This window comes from Pauljensenia sp. OF14-1SRA (assembly GCF_027694595.1).
GTDB lineage: Bacteria > Actinomycetota > Actinomycetes > Actinomycetales > Actinomycetaceae > Pauljensenia > Pauljensenia turicensis_B.
Genome location: NZ_JAQEVQ010000005.1, coordinates 95,731 through 110,977, shown reverse-complemented (window position 1 = coordinate 110,977; position 15,247 = coordinate 95,731). Strand labels below are relative to the sequence as shown.

The 15,247-nt window shown below is 53.8% G+C and carries 13 protein-coding genes and 1 pseudogene; 8 read left to right on the top strand and 6 right to left on the bottom strand.

Features of this window, described 5'->3' with window-relative positions; genetic code table 11:
* Positions 1–47: 47 nt before the first annotated feature.
* A pseudogene (locus PG731_RS04635) lies at positions 48–770 on the bottom strand (hypothetical protein); the annotation flags it as partial.
* A gap of 274 nt (positions 771–1,044) precedes the next feature.
* Between PG731_RS04635 and PG731_RS04630 the strand changes: the two are divergent.
* Positions 1,045–2,325, top strand: coding sequence for a DUF5692 family protein (locus PG731_RS04630; protein ID WP_101628142.1), 1,281 nt, complete (start codon positions 1,045–1,047; stop codon positions 2,323–2,325).
* An 87-nt stretch (positions 2,326–2,412) separates the two neighbouring features.
* Here the strand turns inward: PG731_RS04630 and PG731_RS04625 are convergent, their stop codons facing one another.
* The 3 genes from PG731_RS04625 to PG731_RS04615 form a co-directional block, all read right to left on the bottom strand.
* On the bottom strand, positions 2,413–2,985 hold the full coding sequence (locus PG731_RS04625; RefSeq protein WP_270772449.1) for a methylated-DNA--[protein]-cysteine S-methyltransferase: 573 nt from the start codon (positions 2,983–2,985) through the stop codon (positions 2,413–2,415).
* 115 nt (positions 2,986–3,100) lie between these two features.
* Positions 3,101–4,579: a ribosome biogenesis GTPase Der gene (gene der, locus PG731_RS04620; RefSeq protein WP_270772447.1), complete on the bottom strand. Its 1,479-nt coding sequence runs from the start codon at positions 4,577–4,579 to the stop codon at positions 3,101–3,103.
* Positions 4,580–4,650: 71 nt separating this feature from the next.
* The gene (locus PG731_RS04615) at positions 4,651–6,228 is read right to left on the bottom strand and encodes a UDP-N-acetylmuramoyl-L-alanyl-D-glutamate--2,6-diaminopimelate ligase (RefSeq protein ID WP_270772446.1); all 1,578 of its coding nucleotides are present in this window, start codon (positions 6,226–6,228) and stop codon (positions 4,651–4,653) included.
* Between the two features lie 80 nt (positions 6,229–6,308).
* Between PG731_RS04615 and pepN the strand changes: the two genes are divergently transcribed.
* From pepN to PG731_RS04580, 7 genes are all read left to right on the top strand, one after another.
* Entirely contained in the window at positions 6,309–8,864 is a 2,556-nt protein-coding gene (gene pepN / locus PG731_RS04610; RefSeq protein WP_270772445.1) for an aminopeptidase N, read from the top strand.
* Between the two features lie 2 nt (positions 8,865–8,866).
* The gene (locus PG731_RS04605) at positions 8,867–9,703 is read left to right on the top strand and encodes a DUF881 domain-containing protein (protein ID WP_270772444.1); all 837 of its coding nucleotides are present in this window, start codon (positions 8,867–8,869) and stop codon (positions 9,701–9,703) included.
* A gap of 2 nt (positions 9,704–9,705) precedes the next feature.
* Positions 9,706–10,038 carry a small basic family protein gene (locus PG731_RS04600; protein WP_270772443.1) on the top strand — a complete coding sequence of 111 codons (333 nt, stop codon included), beginning with the start codon at positions 9,706–9,708 and terminating at the stop codon, positions 10,036–10,038.
* A gap of 5 nt (positions 10,039–10,043) precedes the next feature.
* Positions 10,044–10,865, top strand: coding sequence for a DUF881 domain-containing protein (locus tag PG731_RS04595; RefSeq protein ID WP_270772442.1), 822 nt, complete (start codon positions 10,044–10,046; stop codon positions 10,863–10,865).
* 65 nt (positions 10,866–10,930) lie between these two features.
* The gene (locus PG731_RS04590) at positions 10,931–11,362 is read left to right on the top strand and encodes an FHA domain-containing protein (protein ID WP_270772441.1); all 432 of its coding nucleotides are present in this window, start codon (positions 10,931–10,933) and stop codon (positions 11,360–11,362) included.
* The gene (ftsR, locus tag PG731_RS04585; RefSeq protein WP_270772440.1) at positions 11,359–12,114 is read left to right on the top strand and encodes a transcriptional regulator FtsR; all 756 of its coding nucleotides are present in this window, start codon (positions 11,359–11,361) and stop codon (positions 12,112–12,114) included. The genes PG731_RS04590 and ftsR overlap by 4 nt, the downstream gene beginning before the upstream one ends.
* A 130-nt stretch (positions 12,115–12,244) precedes the next feature.
* On the top strand, positions 12,245–12,799 hold the full coding sequence (locus tag PG731_RS04580) for a MerR family transcriptional regulator (protein WP_179370357.1): 555 nt from the start codon (positions 12,245–12,247) through the stop codon (positions 12,797–12,799).
* 84 nt (positions 12,800–12,883) lie between these two features.
* On the opposite strand, the gene PG731_RS04575 is transcribed toward PG731_RS04580, so the two are convergent.
* Together PG731_RS04575 and PG731_RS04570 are read right to left on the bottom strand one after the other, a co-directional pair.
* Positions 12,884–14,392: an Hsp70 family protein gene (locus tag PG731_RS04575; RefSeq protein WP_270772437.1), complete on the bottom strand. Its 1,509-nt coding sequence runs from the start codon at positions 14,390–14,392 to the stop codon at positions 12,884–12,886.
* Positions 14,393–14,428: 36 nt separating this feature from the next.
* Positions 14,429–15,208: a phosphatase PAP2 family protein gene (locus PG731_RS04570; protein ID WP_270772435.1), complete on the bottom strand. Its 780-nt coding sequence runs from the start codon at positions 15,206–15,208 to the stop codon at positions 14,429–14,431.
* Positions 15,209–15,247 lie beyond the last annotated feature (39 nt).

The window sequence follows — 15,247 nt, the reverse complement described above, 5'->3', positions numbered from 1 at the left end:
AACTAACAACACGCCGCCATTAGCAACGATTTTTGTCTATTAACCCGGGGAGTCCCGTCGTAGCGACCCGCTGGAGTACCGGACTTGAAGAACTGGCCGCCAAGCACACCACGCATGAACTTGCCGGTGTGATGCTGCTTCTTACGGAACTCCAAAACGCGCTTCACGTAGATGTTCTGCATGTGGGTCATGCATCCGCCAATGAACTCGATATTGACCCAGTTCAGGGCCTTCATGGCGACTGAGTCAGGTTCGTATCCGATACGCCAGTGATTGATCAGACGCGTGCGACCGCCCTGAAGCGGAACGACGTAGAAGCACCATGCTGCTGCGAAGTGGGTCATTCCAGGGAAACGGAATGCGTAGGAGCCAGGTGCCTTTGGCGGATTCTTGGTGTCGACCCACTGAACCATGTATTTGCCGGGGACAATATCGGCCCATTCCATTGACATTCCGTGGTAATCGAAAGCGGCGATATCGCCGGGCATCATGGAATCTGGCTGTTGGAATTCTTCTTGAATTTCGTAGGAATTAAAGAAGGGGAGTCGAGCAAATGTTCTTTCTAAGAATTCTGAAGAAAATGAACCACTCTTTTCCGCGCCGATTTGTTTGAATAATCTCCACACTGCGTAAGCGGGGGCTTCAATTGTAATAGCGTAGGTTGAAGAATAACCATTATCGTAATTTGCGTCGATTAAATCGTCGCCCGGATAACGCCATGCTTGTTCTTCCGGAGTTGCTTTGCCGCTGAGCTGGCTGAAGCCATACATCCCGCTCAGGACACCTAAAGCCCCCAGACCGATAGCGGTGCGAAGGCCACGTTTCGACGAATTCTTTGACATTTTCTTCCTCTCGTCAAGGCCCAGTTGTGGGCAAGCAGAGGAGATAAATAAAACCCCGGCCAAAAGTCCTAAGCGTCTTTGCTAAAAAAACTTTCTGCGGAATTATAAATCCCTCTTTGGGTCAATCTCGCTCCGCGTTTTTTCTTGTTCACTAGACTAGCCGAATAACTACTATCCCGTCTGTGTTTCAAGGAGGAAACTGATGGAGTCACTTTGGCTGTGGGAAATTGGCTCCCCGAAGGTCTATGCACTGTGGCTAGCGGTATTCGTCGCTCAGATGCTTGTTGCTGAGATCAACCGGCGGTGGAACTGGACCATCTTCGTTATCTGGACGATCGGTGGCATTGCACTTATGCCCTATGCTTGGATTCACGGCACACCAATGGTCGGTTGGTTCCCATTCGGCAAATACGCCATCATGATCCTTACTGCAACAATGACCGGAACCGTCCTTGTCTATGCGAAGAAAAATCCGCAAAAGGCGCACAAATACGCTATTTGGCTGGGTGTTGCACTCTGGATCGGTCTCGCAGTCAACATCATGGAAGCTAATATTCGTGACCTCACCATCTATTTCAACGCGGACACCTACTATGCGTGCGGAGCAGATTGGCAGTGCCTGAAGCATGTCAATGACACTCACACTCTCGATATGATCGCGGGCCTTCCGGAAGCCAGGGGCGTGACCGCCGAACTCCATTCACAAGCATGGTACGAAGCAGTCGCGTCGAATCTTTCCGCTCGCCATATCGGTATTGATCCAGAAACCGGTTTTAGAACTATTGGTGGCTACTGGAACCTGATCAGCGCAGCAGCTGGCTTGCTCAACATCATCACAATCACCGGTCTAGGCAAGATCATCGCCACATCGCCAGGTAAGCAGAAGGTTCGTGGCCTGATCTGGGTTGACATGGTGTGGCCGTGGGTTATTGCCTACGACCTGTGGAACCATGCTTTCCTCTACAACTCGCTTGCTGACTACACCTGGTATTGCACAGCCGCCCTTCTTCTGGCATGTACAATTCCCGCCTTCACATGGGCAAAGGGTCAGTGGATTTGGTTCAGGTGCTTCACGTTGGTGTTCTGGATTTCTATGAACACATTGCTACCGGAAATCCTCGTTCCACCAAACAGCACCTTTAACTTCTCCACGATGGATCCGAACGCGAACATCATCTGTGCTGTTCTTGCATTGATCGCGAACATTGCTCTGTTCGTCTACTGGCTCTACAAGATCGTTCGCTACCACCGCAACCCGATCACCGGTGTTTTGTACCCCGAGCTCGCCGAATTCAAGACGATCGTTCGCACCCACTGCGATGACAAGGACAAGTACTTCCTTGTTGATCGCATTCCCGAAACTCCGACAGAACTCGGCTTCGAACCCGATTCTCCGAACCCGCCAGCTGACGGCTATGTGTCATACATGCCGTGGTGGGGAGATAAGGACCATCGCTACCCGAAGGCTCGAACCGAGCGCTGACTATCATCAGCGTTCGTGTGCTACGCCAGAGTTTGGGGGTGTTATCGTCATTGATGGCACCCCCAGACGAATTTCATGGTGGTGTATTTAGTCTGACGTTGGAGCAGGAATCCCGACATAGCGAGGCCTGAGTACGGGCTGGGGGATATAGGTTTTTGCGTCGATTTCCCGCTCAAACTTCAGAAGGTACTCTTTGGCTTTGCGCCCGCCACCATACTCACCGTACGACCCATCTTTTCGCGTGATCCGATGGCATGGAGCAAGGATAGGCAACGGGTTATGGGAACACGCTGACGCAGCCGCGCGATGAGCTTTCTTATTACCTGCAAGCAGTGCCAGGCCTGAATACGGCAATGTCGTACCGAAGGGAACCATCGTCAATTGTTGGGCAGCGCGCGCATAGAATCCCGAGATCAGGGACCAGTCCAGTACAAGATCGAAAGTCTTACGCTGACCAGCGAAATACTCTTCAATCTGCTCTACGGCCTCAAACAGTTCTTTACTGTCTTCGACCATCTCATCATTCAACGAGTTTGCGACATCACGTCGTACTGTGGCGAAGTCTTCGCATTCGAAGGCAACTCTGACGATGCCTTTGCCAGACTTGATGAGCATCAGGTCGCCAATGGGGGAAGAAAGTGTTGTCCAGTGAAGCATCATTACTCCTTGGGTGAGCTCAACAGCGAATGGTACGAAACAGACTTTATGCACAAAGTCAACCCCGTGGTAGTTATCCACAGGGTTGACGTGTAAAAACGAGTTGGTTCGGTGCCCGTTACTTGCGACGACGTTCGCGAACGCGCATACCGATCTGAATCGGAGTCCCTTCAAAGCCGAACTCCTCGCGCAAACGGCGTTCAATGAAACGGCGATATTGCGGGTCAAGGAAACCCGTTGTGAACAGGACAAAACGCGGGGGACGTGATGACACCTGCGTGCCAAAAAGAATACGAGGTTGCTTACCGCCACGTAGCGGGTGCGGGTGGGCGGCAACGAGTTGACCGAGGAACGCGTTCAACTGACCTGTGGGGATACGCGTTTCCCAACCGGCAAGAGCCGTGTCGAGTGCGCGCGTAATTCGGTTCGTATGCCACGTGGTCAGAGCGGACACGTTGATTCGCGGAGCCCACTGGACTTGGACAAGTTCGCGTTCGATTTCGTTCTTCAGTTCGTTCTGTCGATCTTCGTCAACGAGGTCCCACTTGTTCGTGACAATCACCAGTGCACGACCAGCATCAACGACCTGCTGAACGACGCGAATATCCTGTTCTGTCAGTGACTGGGAGCCATCGAAGAGGACAAGAGCAACTTCCGCCTTCTCAATTGCTGCCTGAGTGCGAATCGACGCGTAGTAATCAGCACCGGTCGTACGGTGCATCTTGCGACGAATACCCGCGGTGTCAACAAACCACCAGAGGCGCCCATCAAGCTCAATGAGTTCGTCGACAGGATCGCGGGTCGTGCCAGCAAGTTCGTTGACGACAACGCGTTCGGCTTGCGCGAGCGCGTTGAGCAGAGAAGATTTGCCGACATTCGGGCGTCCGACAAGTGCGATGCGACGAGGCCCACCCTTAGGCAGTGCGCTTGCCACGGCGGATTCATCGGGCAGAACATCCATGATGGCGTCCAGCAAGTCGCCGGTACCGCGGCCGTGGAGTGCAGAAATCGGGTGGGGCTCACCCATTCCGAGGCTCCACAGGTAAGCGGCGTCGGCTTCTTGTTGAGGAGAATCAACCTTATTTGCTGCCAGAATCACCGGCTTGCCTTTTGATCGAAGCATCGTAACGATGCGTTCGTCTGAAGCGGTGACGCCAACGGTTGCGTCAAGAACCAGAACGACGGCGTCGGCAAGGTCAACGGCAATTTCTGCCTGCTCAGCAACCGAACGGTCTAGACCTTTAACGTCGATTTCCCAACCACCGGTGTCGACGACTGTGAAGTCGCGACCTGCCCATTCGGCGGGGTAGGAGACCCTGTCACGAGTAACACCGGGAGTGTCCTGAACGACAGCTTCGCGACGACCAATAATGCGGTTGACCAGCGTTGATTTGCCGACGTTCGGGCGTCCAACGATGGCGAGAACCGGTAGACCGGCGAGTTCTTCTTTAGGCTCATCGAAAGAAGCTTCACCGTCGATCAGTGCAAGATCATCCTCGTCAAGCTCGAATTGAGCAAGAGAAGCTCGCATGTGCTGAGCGCGTAGCTCAGCTTCTTCTTCGGTGGCCGGGTCCTGATTCAGGTTCTCGTCATTCACCCGTTCATCTTACGTGGCATCACACCCATAAGCGGTGTCAGCCTTGCGTTCACGCGTAATCTCACACGTTCTTAGATGTGCGAGCGAACGTCGTAGTAGAGCACTTCGCGCGATACGGGAACGTCGTTGTACTCGTGTTTAATGCCTTCGAAATCTTGGTACCACTCCGAGCCTTTGCCGGTGATAATCACCGTGTCACCTGGCTGGGCTGCCAAGATTGCTTTGCGCACTGCATCGCGACGGCACGTCTTAATTTCTGTTACATCGTGCATGTCCGGACGTACCGAAGTAATACCGCGCAACAGATAGTCGCGAATAGACTGCGGGTCTTCGGTACGTGGATTTTCGTCGGTCACCCACAAGACGTCAGCTTCTCGTGCCGCGATTTCGGCAAGGTATTCACGCTTTGATGCGTCACGGTCTCCGTCGGTACCGAATACGATATGAAGCTTTCCAGTCGTCAGCTCAGCTGTTGAGCGCAGAGTCCACTCAAGAGCCTCGGGAGTATGGGCATAGTCGACGATGACGAGTGGCTGATTATGAGGCTTGGGATTAATCATTTCCATGCGCCCTGGAATCTGCTCCGCCTTTTCAATGGCGGCGATTACTGCATCCACGTCATACCCAAGCTGAACGGCAGCAACAATGGCGACGGCAGTGTTCTGAACGTTCACTTCACCAAGAATCGGCATTGCGACATCATGCCCTGCGCCATTCGGATCCACCAACGTAAAGACCGTGCGACCGATCGAACGGTCGGGGTGAGTATTTTCAACGTGCCACTCGGCTTCGTTCGAGCTCAGCGCGGCAACGGTTGTCACCGGTACTTCAGCTTCGCGGGCAAGGCGCTGGCCCCACTCGTCATCGACGCATACAACCCCACGTCGTGAGTGTTCTTGAGTAAACAGCGACTTCTTCGCGGCGAAGTAGTTCTCCATGTCGCCGTGGTAGTCGAGGTGATCGTGTTGCAAATTCGTGAAGCCGACAACGTCAAACACAATGTCGTTAACGCGCTCGAAGCTCAGAGCGTGCGAGCTTGTTTCAATAACCGCTGCGCCAAGGCCTTCTTCCAGTGTTTGGGCAAGGAAGCGCTGGATGACAGGGGATTCAGCCGTAGTCTGATCGGAACGGAAACGTAGGTTACCGATGCGTGTTTCGACGGTTCCGCAGATGGAGGGATTCGGAAACTCAACTCCCAGAGCTGCACGCATGAGGAACGACGTAGTGGTCTTCCCGTTCGTGCCGGTCACGGCCATCGTCTTCAACTTTGTCGCAGGCTGGCCGTAGAGGGTTGCGGCGATAGTCGCTGCGCATCGACGAGGATCCTTAAGAACAACGATCGGCAATCCGACTTTCTCATCGATTGCTCGCTTCGCTCCCTCGCTATCCGTGACAAGGAGGGCTGCACCAGCCTCGGCTGCCGCGTGGGCAAAACGAACGCCGTGCTGGGTGAGCCCAGGAATAGCGATGAACGCCCAGCCTTCTTCACAGTCGTTCGAGGAAACGGTAATGCCCGTGATGGTAAGCACGCTTGGATCCCCAAAAGGATTTCCCAAGGCATCGCATACTGAATAGGAACCAGCGTTGGCCAGAGCAACCGGAACACTCAGTGGCACAACTGAGGGGCGAATATCTACGACTGAGCTCATACCTCATACTGTAGCGCCGGATAGCGAAACGCTTACAGCCACTTCTCGAAGTGTTCAAGAACGCGCCGTAAACTACGGTTATGCACGTCTTATCCCGCGATGAAGCCCGTCAACGTTCACACGCAATCGACCTTTCGACGATGAAGGTCAATCTTGATGTGCGCGGTGGGGATAGCCAAGACAATACCGAGTTTGTGGTTACGTCCACCTTCACCCTGACCTCCCACGCGGATTCCACCTTCATCGACATCGCAGGCCAGGTTACCCGGCTCAGTGTGAACGGCGAGGCGCGAGAGATCACGCAAAATGACGAGTGTCTGACCCTCAGGGGCCTGCCCGTCGATACTGAGTGCACGGTTGAGGTTCAGGCGCGATGCCCGTATTCACACTCCGGTGAAGGTCTGCATCGGTATATTGACCCAGAAGATGGGCGCGTTTACCTGTACACGCAGTTTGAGCCCCAAGACGCTCACCGCGCATGGCCGTGCTTCGACCAACCAGATTTGAAAGCCGAGTGGTCATTCATCGTCGATGCACCCAAACAGTGGGTTGTTGCCTCCAACGGAGCAGAGCTATATACCGAACCCATTGAAAACGGCACACGACATGTCTTTGCTCGAACGCGCCTGTTGTCCAGCTACATCACCGCCGTCGTCGCCGGTGACTGGGCTGTCATTGACGGAGGTACTTGGAGCGGGGGAGCAAGCGACGGTCAGAAGATTGACGTCCCACTGCGCTTGATGTGCCGTTCAAGCTTGGCTCAGGCGATTGATTCCGACGATATTCTGTCCGTTACTCGCGCTGGCTTGGACTTCTACCACCAGCACTATGGCATCACATACCCTTGGGGCAAGTACGATCAGATCTTCGTTCCCGAATACAACTTGGGAGCCATGGAGAATCCGGGATGCGTGACCTTTAACGACTCATATCTTTCACGTGACACCCCGACCTTCGCCCAGCGTCAGCATCGAGCAAACACGATTCTTCACGAAATGTGCCACATGTGGTTTGGGGATCTTGTGACACCTCGATGGTGGGACGACCTCTGGTTGAAGGAGTCATTCGCCGAGAATCAGGGTGCCCTGGCAGCAAGCCGAGCAACCGTGTACACGGGGGAGAGGGCCGCATTTGCTGCAGGTCGCAAAATCTGGGCCTACGAGCAAGACCTCATGCCGACAACTCACCCGATCATTGCTGACATTCCCGACGTTGGCGCAGCCAAGACCAACTTTGACGGCATCACCTATGCCAAGGGCGCTTCGGTACTCAACCAGTTGGTAGCAACCGTCGGCGAAGAAGCCTTCTTTGAAGCCGCGCGAATTTACTTCCAACGCCATGCCTTCGGATCGACCTCATTCCAGGACCTCGTCGATTGCCTGCAGGAAGCAACGGGCAAGGACTTATCCCACTGGGTGTCCACGTGGCTTACTACCTCCGGTCCCTCGAAACTCGTTCCTCACTTTGATATCTCCCGTATTGGTAGCGTCACCAACTTCCAGATCACGGATGAGTCTGAGTCAGATACGACTCGCCCGCATCGTTTCGATGTCACAACGTGGGCGATGAAACGCGATCAGCTTCAGATGACGCATCGTTTTGAGCTAACAATGGAGGGACGATCCCAAGAGGTTGACCCCTCGGGGCTTCTTAGCCGACCAGCCGGTATTACGGATATGGATCTAGTCGTCGTCAATGACGGCGATCTGACGTATGCGGTCACCTACCTCGACGATCGCTCAGCATCCAATGCACTTGCCTTGATTTCGGCATGTCCCGACCTGATGACGCGATGCGTCGTGTGGGGTGCCCTGTTCAACGCTGTTCGTGACTGTCGCTTGAACCCCAGTGACTTCACTCTTGCAGCATTCCGTCATGCAGAAAACGAAGTCGACGAGACACTTGCGGATCGTTTGTTGGAGCTCGGTCGCATTACCCTGGGCACCTACGTGCCAAAGGAACAGCGTGGCGCGATTGCTACAACGGTAGGAACACTTGCGCTACGTCTGTCGCGTGAGCACGTCACAGATCGTGGTCGCGCATGGTTGAAGACCTTGTTCTTTACCTATCCGATGACCGATGACCCCGCGATTAGTCAGACCGTGGAATCGTATGCAAATACTTTGACCAGTGAGATCGTTTGGACAGGTCGTACTGTCATTGCTGCTTCAGGTTCGATTGGACGCGATCGTATTGAAGCATGGCTCGCTACTTCCTCAACAGGCGAAGCAAAGACCGCATCAGAACGCGCAATTGCAGCTCTGCCGTACGAAGAAGAACGCGAGGCCTCGTGGTCGAAACTCTTCGTTGACGGGATCGCAAACGACACATTGAGCGCAATCCTCGACGGATTTGCTGCCTCCTCGTGGCAAGGCTCAAGCTTCATTGACCGAGGTCTTGGCTCACTCGAATACTTCTGGAATACACACTCGATTGCCCTGTCGATTCGCTACATCAAAGGTCTTCTTTCGCTCCCGGTTTATGCCGACAGCCCCGAAAGCGTCGAGGACCATATTGATCGGGTGAATCGTTGGCTCGGCGAACACGAGAATGCAGCATGGCCGTTGAGACGTCTTCTCATTGAGCATGTTGATTACGCATCTCGCGCAATTAACGTACAACGCAACTGGATGTAGGCGTGCAAGAATACAATAAGCACACAACGTCTTCTTCGCCGGCGCAGGGCAGTGATCCTGCTGCGTCGATGTCGTTGCTGACCTCGTTGCTGAATAATCCGCTCGATGTTGGGTACGAAAGCTATGACGATACTCAGCATCCCAAGCATTGGTGGCATCGCCCGATTGCTTTTGTTTTCACGCTGGCGCTCGGCTTCACGCTCACAATCGCAGTGATGTCATTGCGTACCGCTCAGGACGCTGACATTACTCAAAGCCTTCGCGATCAGGCACAATCGAGTCAAAGCGTCGTGGCTTCCCTTCAAGACAACGTTCAATCGTTGTCCACCCACGTCAACCAAGCTGCGTCGTCGACAGCTCCTCAGGTCCTCGTTGATCCTTCGGTTGCACTGACGAATGCAATGGAACCCGTGGTTGGTCCGGGAATTACGGTCACGGTCAAGGATTCGTCGTCAGCGAAAACACTGGCACAAGGGTCCCGAGGTCAGGTCCGCGACATTGACTTGAATGTGATCGTGAATGCCCTCTGGGCTGGGGGAGCCGAGGCAATTTCAATCAATGACCTACGAATTGGCCCAGGCACGTTTATTCGTACTGCTGGTTCGGCAATTCTTGTGAACGTCACTCCCGTTGAATCTCCGTACGAGGTGAGAGCTATCGGAGATGCGAACACACTGTCCGTTGGTCTTGTGCGCGGGTCAGCAGGTGATTTTCTTTCAACTGCGAAGTCAATGAACGGCATTGAAATCTCGGCTGCGGGCACCGCCGAAATTCAAATGCCAGCGCTTAATGTCCGTACTCCGCAGTATGCGGTAGCGTCGAATTCCCAAGGAGAATAGTCATGGTTGTTGTCATTGGCCTGGCGGCTGGCATTATCTTGGGACTTTTCCTTGATCCGACGATTCCGATTTGGCTTCAGCCGTTCTTGCCGGTTGCGGTAATCGCGGGCTTGGACGCTCTCTTTGGCGCGACACGCGCTTGGCTTGAAGGGGTGTTCCATGATCGCGTGTTCATCACGTCGTTCTTCTGGAATGTCGTTGTTGCCTGTTTGCTTGTGTGGTTGGGAACTCAACTTGGCGTGGGGTCCGCGATTACGACGGCCGTCATCGTCGTGTTGGGTATTCGTATCTTTTCGAATACAGCGTCGATTCGTCGTCTGATTTTTAAGGCGTAAAGTCCATGAGTTTAGATCCGAAGAATTCGCGTCATGGGCGACATGGAGCTTCTCGAAGGGACGAGGTTGCGTCCACTGAAAAGGACGTTAAGCCGGGTCGCGCGCAGTTTATCAAAGCTCTTTTTGCCGTTCCGCGCACGATTCACCTTGTCCTTGTTCTAATCTGTTTGGTTCTTGGTTTTGCGCTGGTGACAACCGTTCGTGCTCAACGGGAAGATCCCTTGGAAGCGTTGAGCGAACAAGACTTGGTTGTGTTGCTTTCTGAGCTGAATTCTCAGGAGAATAACCTTCGTCAGGAGCGTTCTGCTTTGCAACAGCAGGTTGACGAGATTGAAGCCAACAAGTCGGAGCAAGAAGCGGCAGCTCAGACGGCTCAGAAGATTAATCAGCTCGCTCAGATCAATGCAGGCAGAGTTCCTGTCGAGGGACCCGGGGTGCTCATGCACATCGGTGATGACGCGAATCGTTTAACGGCTACCGAGTTTGTGATGACGCTAGGGGAGTTACGTAATGCCGGGGCTGAGGCAATCGAGTTGAACGGCGTGCGTCTTTCCACCCGGAGCGCGTTTACGTCTGACAATAATATGATTGCGGTCGATGGCGTTGTCTTGTCGCAACCGTATGATTGGCATGTGATCGGCGAGGGGCAGACGATAGCGACTGCTCTAGAGATTCAAGCTGGTTCGGCTGCCCAGATGCGCGCAAAGGGCGCGAATGTGACGATTTCAGTGGTCGGACACATTTCGATTGATTCGGTGTCATCTGTGCCTCAGCCTCAATATGCCGTGGTTGATACGTCAGAAGATTCCAAATCTTCTGACGAGTGAGTACATTTGCCCTTTACCCTTTAGACTATTGAGGGTAATTAATGCGTCTATCACAGGGGGAGATCATGGAATCCACTAACGATTTTGATCCAACCGCAACTTCCATCTTTGGGCTTTCGCCGGTTGAAGAGCAAGTTGATGCTCCTCTTGTGTTGTCTGCACGCGACCAGGAAGCGGTGAATTCACTTCCCGCTGGTTCTGCTCTGCTGATCGTTCAGCGTGGCCCGAACTCGGGTGCTCGTTTCCTTCTCGATGGTGAGATAACGAATGCTGGCCGTTCCCCGAAATCCGATATTTTCTTAGACGATGTGACCGTTTCTCGTAAGCATTGCCAGTTCAAGGCTGAAGACGGCGGTCATATTGTGCGTGATTCCGGTTCGTTGAACGGCACGTATGTGAATCGGGAGCGCGTTGACTCCATTCGTTTAAACGCTGGCGACGAGGTCCAGATTGGAAAGTACCGCCTGACATACCAGCCTTCACCCTTGCAAGCATGAGTTCTCAGGCTGCACAGTTCAGCTCTGAGGCTGAACACACGAGTATTACGGGGCCGTGGCCACACGATGCGTCCAGGGACCCGGTTCTTTCGATCGGTAGAGTTGTCGAGGAACTGAAGAAAGAGTTTCCTGCTATCTCTGTGTCGAAGGTTCGCTACCTCGATGACCAGGGGTTGGTAACTCCTGCGCGTACGAAGTCGGGCTATCGCAAGTACTCGCAGACCGATTTGGAACGTATGCGTTATGTTCTGACACAACAGCGCGACTCTTTTACTCCTCTTCGAGTAATCGGTGAGCACCTGCGCGCCCTTGATGCGGGTCATCAGGTTGAAGCAGTCAGGCGGCCTCGTATCGTTTCTTCTGAGGGCGTCAGTGTCGCGCCGTCTTCTCCCTATCTGTCGGCTAGGGAACTGACCGATCTGGCCGGCGTCGATTTCTCAACGCTGGAACGTTATTCTTCTGCGGGATTGATTGCCCCTGATATTGCGGGCTATTTCCCGGTGCGCTCGTTGCAGATTGTGCGACACGTTGCCACTCTTGAATCCCAAGGATTCGATATTCGTCTGTTGCGTGCAGTGAAACTCAGTGCGGATCGTTGTTCTGACGTGATCGATCAGACTGTTCAATCTACTCGTTCGCGTGGACGTTCATCTGACAATGAACGTTTGAACGCGAAGGTGACTGAATCTGCCGAAATCATTGCTGACCTGCACAGAGAGTTCTTGCGAGTCTCTGTTGGTCAGATTCTCTAAGAGGGGATCTCAACCCTCAAGTTCAACTTGAACTTGAGGCTCGCCGGTCGTGTCATTGACCTCGCGTTCAATAGCGCATAGCGTGGTATCACCATCAACTGATACGTCTTTCATTATTGCAGGAGTCCTAGTGAGCGCCGAACCATACGAGGCCGAATCGCGCCAAGCGATGCTCTTCGGTGATCCCCTTGAAGGCATTGACGGTGAAGGCCTCGGATACCGTGGTCCCGTCGCATGTGCAGCCGCTGGCATCACCTACCGCCAGCTCGACTACTGGGCTCGCACCGGTCTTCTTCAGCCTTCCGTTCGTGCCGCACGAGGTTCAGGTTCGCAGCGTCTGTACTCGTTCAAAGACATTCTTGTTTTGAAGATCGTTAAGAAGCTTCTGGATACCGGCGTTTCTCTTCAACAGGTTCGTCAAGCAGTTTCGCAACTCCAGAACAGGGGAGTGGACGACCTTGCATCTATCACGTTGATGAGTGACGGCGCGTCAGTCTACGAATGCACGTCGACGGATGAGGTCATTGACCTTCTTCAGGGTGGTCAGGGCGTTTTCGGTATTGCCGTTGGTCGCGTGTGGCGCGAGGTTGAAGGCTCTCTTGCTGAGCTTCCTATTGAGCGTTTGAGCGACCACGTTGATGAACTTGCTGAACTTCGCAAGCGTAAACTCCGTTCGATTTCCTAACGCTTTGCTTTCATAGGTCATCGCCTACGTCAGAGGGTCAGTGATTATTCATCACTGACCCTCTTTTCGTTGATCGCTTGTCACTCAGCCCAGGCGCGCAGACTGCGTGTAACCGGTTTCAGTGTCAACAATTTCAACGTCAACGATTCCGTTCTCATCTACTCGGTAGCGTTCCTCGATAAGGTGCCCGATGTCAGTGCGCTCAATCGAGACATGTTTCAGGTCAACGTCTTCACCCTGTAGCGCAGGATCAAACGGCATGATGATTTCGCCGGCTGGGCTTACCTGACCGCGCGGAACGCCCTGCTCGTCAACGCTACGATACTCAACAAAGCGGTAGTAGCCAACGTTGTGGGCAGCCATGTAACGCCGAACGACAAGGGTGTCTTCGCCCGGTGTCCATCGATCATCGGGGGTAAGTAACGGGTCGAAGGAGAGGGATGCGCCCGAGTCGTATTCACGGAAGACGCCAAGCCCGCGCGCAAGACGTTCTGACACTGTGTATCCGGCCTGTTCATCGGCCGCAATGGCAAGGCCGATAGCCGTCGAGCCGGCGTTGTGAATCGAACGATGGACGCGACGACCAAATCGACGTCGGAGCACCTTCGAGACCAGTGGGAATTCAGAAGCGCCACCAACAACATAAAGACCGGCAACGTCCTCTGGAATCACACGTTCGCCACCGTTTTCGGTGGGGGAAAGGAGTGAATCTAAGACCTCCAGTGTGTGTTCAACAAGCGGAGTTGCAGCCTCGTAGTAGTCCTTGACGGAAAACGAGATCGGGGTGTCACCAACGGTGACGACAACGTTGCGGCTGTTGGGGTTCAGCGATTCTTTAACAACGCGGCATTCTTCGATCAGTGCTTGCCACCCCATATCACTAAGAGAAGCGGGCATCACGTTGGCGTTGCGAAGTGCAACCTGTGCCAGCACCATGTCGAAGTCGTCTCCGCCCAGTAGATTATCGCCGGCGGAATCGAGGACAGCGTGGTCGCGCCCGACCGCTTCAACAAGAGAAGCATCGAAGGTGCCACCGCCCAAGTCGTAAACGAGAATCCGAGTGCGTTTTGCGTTCAAGCTGGAAGCATGGCGGTGGGTGTATTCAAAACCTGCAGCTGAGGGTTCGTTCATCATTTCGATGACGTGCCAACCGGCTGCTTTAAATGCTTCGAGTGTCATAAAACGCTGAGCAGACCACGCATGCGCGGGGATACCGATGACCGCTTCAAGCGGTTCATCGCCGTCGATAACGGCGGAAGAATTCTCTCGCACCATACCTGCGACGTACTTAAGGAAGCGAGTAAGAACATCGATGATGAGGAAGTCGCGGTTTCCAAGGCGAAGAGTTGTCCGAGGCGTGACGTCAGGATCGGATAGAAGGCGCTTGAAAGATCGGATGTGTTCGCCACCTTCGAGAGCTGCTTCGTGAGCTTCAAAGCCAAAGAGCAAGCCTGTGTCATCCAGAGCAACAACCGAAGGGACGTGGTCAAAGGCGTCGCCATCGGGTGAGATGAATGAGATCAGGGGATAGTTGCCTCGATCAACGAGGGCAACGGTTGTGCGGGTGGTGCCAAAATCTACTCCGAACTTCATAGGTTCAAGAGTATCGGCTAGGCCGAATGGCCCCGCTCAGACACCTCGGGCTTCAAGTGATTGACGCTGTGATACTCGAGTAATGATGAGGTTGATCAGAAGGAAACCAAGTAAGCAGAACACAATGCCACCCACTGCGTCCAGCACGTAGTGATTGGCGGTCGCAAGGATTACCCAGATTGTATAGAGGGGATGTAGGGCAAGAATTGCTCGGGCTCGCCAGCTCTTAAAGACGAATGTACCTAGGACAATGGCACTCCACACAGCCCAGCCCGTGTGCATGGATGGCATCGCAGCATAAGAGTTCGCCAAATGAGAAAAGGCAGTCGAGTATCCAGAGCCAAGCGTTGATTGGGTAGCTACGGCATCGACGTACCCCAGTGAGGGGAAGAATCGCGGAGGAGCCAGGGGATACACCCAATAGGTGATCATTGCGCCACCAGTCATCACGAAGAGTGAGTTGCGAACGAAATCGTAGCGATCTGGGCGTTTCACCCACACAATAGCTAAGGCTGTGAATGTCACGGCAAAGAATGAAACGGAATAGAAAACCGCTGAAACATTGGCGAGCCACGGGTGGTGGGAGAGCCATGTGTTGAGCGCGAGTTCGACGTCAATCCCGAGATAGTTTTCGAAGCGCAGAATCTGACGCGCATGCCGAACTGCAGTAACTCGCGTAACGGGCGCAATGGCGCACATCAGCGAATAGAGCAGAGCACAGGTTCCGACAAGAGCAATTTCAGGGAGGGGTTTTCGGACATTCGATGAAGCGTCGGAATTGGCGGTCCGCTGATCGGTTTTCAGTGCAACACTCATGTCATCCCTTCCTTTCACATTCCGTAGATGTCCTACACC

Excerpts from the sequence above, each read along its gene's own strand:
- ftsR (WP_270772440.1), top strand. The coding sequence starts at position 11,359 with ATGAGTTCTCAGGCTGCACAGTTCAGCTCTGAGGCTGAACACACGAGT.
- PG731_RS04590 (WP_270772441.1), top strand. The coding sequence starts at position 10,931 with ATGGAATCCACTAACGATTTTGATCCAACCGCAACTTCCATCTTTGGG.
- PG731_RS04575 (WP_270772437.1), bottom strand. The coding sequence starts at position 14,392 with ATGAAGTTCGGAGTAGATTTTGGCACCACCCGCACAACCGTTGCCCTC.
- pepN (WP_270772445.1), top strand. The coding sequence starts at position 6,309 with ATGCACGTCTTATCCCGCGATGAAGCCCGTCAACGTTCACACGCAATC.
- PG731_RS04570 (WP_270772435.1), bottom strand. The coding sequence starts at position 15,208 with ATGAGTGTTGCACTGAAAACCGATCAGCGGACCGCCAATTCCGACGCT.
- PG731_RS04630 (WP_101628142.1), top strand. The coding sequence starts at position 1,045 with ATGGAGTCACTTTGGCTGTGGGAAATTGGCTCCCCGAAGGTCTATGCA.
- PG731_RS04625 (WP_270772449.1), bottom strand. The coding sequence starts at position 2,985 with ATGATGCTTCACTGGACAACACTTTCTTCCCCCATTGGCGACCTGATG.
- PG731_RS04595 (WP_270772442.1), top strand. The coding sequence starts at position 10,044 with ATGAGTTTAGATCCGAAGAATTCGCGTCATGGGCGACATGGAGCTTCT.
- PG731_RS04600 (WP_270772443.1), top strand. The coding sequence starts at position 9,706 with ATGGTTGTTGTCATTGGCCTGGCGGCTGGCATTATCTTGGGACTTTTC.
- PG731_RS04615 (WP_270772446.1), bottom strand. The coding sequence starts at position 6,228 with ATGAGCTCAGTCGTAGATATTCGCCCCTCAGTTGTGCCACTGAGTGTT.